The organism is Bathymodiolus platifrons methanotrophic gill symbiont, assembly GCF_002189065.1.
GTDB lineage: Bacteria > Pseudomonadota > Gammaproteobacteria > Methylococcales > Methylomonadaceae > Methyloprofundus.
Window position 1 is genome coordinate 1 of sequence record NZ_BDMN01000469.1, and the last position, 2,135, is coordinate 2,135.

Annotated in this window: 1 pseudogene; it reads right to left on the reverse strand. The window is 42.8% G+C overall.

The annotated features are described in order from the left end of the window. A pseudogene (locus CDZ78_RS19470) lies at window positions 1–1,651 on the reverse strand (hypothetical protein); the annotation flags it as partial. Window positions 1,652–2,135: the final 484 nt, after the last annotated feature.

The following is a 2,135-nucleotide window of genomic DNA, read 5'->3' on the forward strand; positions in this document are numbered from 1 at the left end:
CTAAGCTACGATCTTGATACCAGTTAAGTTGAAATGCCGTGGATTGATTGCCAGCAATTTGCATATCAGGTGAGCCGAGCAGCCCCTGCTCTACAGCAATAAATAATATTGCTAGAGAGCTGATAGTGAAGATAATCAGGATAATTTGTATAAGATTAAAGGTATTTACATTTTTAGAAATTTGCTTCTGTCTTAAGCCCAGAGCCAAAAGCCAGGCAATAACAACAAAAGCCATAGTTAGAGGGATTTGACTGAGGCCAATAAATAATAAAAACCATTGCCAGTGCTTTAATGGAGTTAAACATGATTTACCCAATGCATAGGCAAGGACAGCTAATACTATAAATAGCCCCCAGAATAATACTGCTGGCCCCATTTTTGGTCCAAGGGTAAGTAGTACCCAGCGATCTTTTGCAAGTGCAATCTTTAGATGCGTATTCACGCTGGCGATGCCAAGATTCAGAGCAGGTGTTGTTAATAAGCTAGATTGGGTTTGTGCAATATGCCACTTAAGTTGGTAGTTTTGTGTGCCCGGATTTACTGGTAAAGTAACGGTTTTCTGTTGTTGTCTAATTGGCTGCGATTTACCATTAATACGGACCGATTGTAGTTGTGCATTTTTGGGTAGAGAAATGGAATGTTGAGTCCCTTTAGAACTACGGATAGTCAGGTCAAGGCGAGATTCCTGGTTGCGTTTCCCTGGGCTAATTTGCAGCGTACTTTTGTCTATAGTCAGGGTTTGGCCTGCAATTGCTTCAGGACGGGTGATATTCAGAGTTACAGTTTCACCAGGCCATGGTCGCCATTCAGGTAGCCAGTTGCCAGTTTGATTCTGATGGTGCACTGCAGGAATGCCCCTGTGCACGATATGCCAGATAGGGCTGACATTAACTCGCCATACTTCTGACCATTGATTTGTTTCTGGCGCGGTTAAGGTCAATTGCTCATTTTTAGCTAATAAAGATTGCCATTCTATGCTTTGTTGATTAGCGGTCATATGTATTAAGGCATGCCCATTTTTACTACGGATATTTGAGCTGCTGATGGACTCGCCTTCAAGTAGCGGAACCTCAAGAGTAACAGGTGTTGCTTCGCTTGATGCGCGGATAACCCGAGTGCTGATATACCAGTCTAATCCAAGATTTAGTGTTCGTTTAATTCTAATAAAAGCAGGCAGTGCGCTAGGGCTAAAAGATGGCAGACCCTTTTTTTGATCTGCCGTTTTGATGCGTGTGAAGTGTAATTGATTTTCTGCGGTACCGTTCTTTTTTAGTCCTTCGATTTCCCATTGCTGGCTTGTGTGATTTATATAGTGAGGCTTTAGCGGTAAAGGAAGTGTAAAGCTGGACTGTAAGGGAGCTGTACCTATTAATGTTAGTTTATGGCTGCCTTGTTTTAAAGTTAACCATAAAACTCCCTGTTTATCGCGAATCATGGTTTGAGCAGGAGAGTTATCAACTAAAACGCTATTGGGTAGCCACTGTTTAAATTTTGCAGGCAAGGGTATTGCAACAGTTTCCTGAGCATGAACCTGTAATGTTAGGGTCAAAAGCTCGGCTGTGATATCGAGTTGCATGGTTGATATTTGCGCGCAAGCAGGTAGACAATCAGGCGCTTTTATCGGGGAGTCCCTACTTTTGCGAAAGCTCATTTTGGGCGTCCAAGCCCAAGTTCGCGGCAAAAGCTTAACGGGACTGATTAAAATCTGCGATGCCCTGATTCGCCCTGCGTCCACTTATAAAAACCCTAGAGGGGTTTTTATTTAGTTACCTCAAATGGCTTGACGCGATGTCGGAATGCCTTGTATTTTCTCTACGCAAAAAGACGCTTCGAGAAAACACCCGGCCCTATCGCTATCACGGACTAAAAATCTTCACTTCGCTTAAGCTCCGTTTCCAGGATTTTCAGCGAGAGTTTAATTAGTCTAGGTGTAACTTATAGCACCACTGATGAGCTACAGAATTAGCAAGGAGATACAAAATGAAAGAAAGCGACGTGGTTATTTTACTGAATGAGGTGTATATGCCAATGGTTCGGGACTATTCAACCACCGGCTGGGACGGACATTTATCCCGGGACGAAATAATAAGTTTAATGGAAATCGTAGTGAGGGATAAAACTATCGAAGTAAAGAG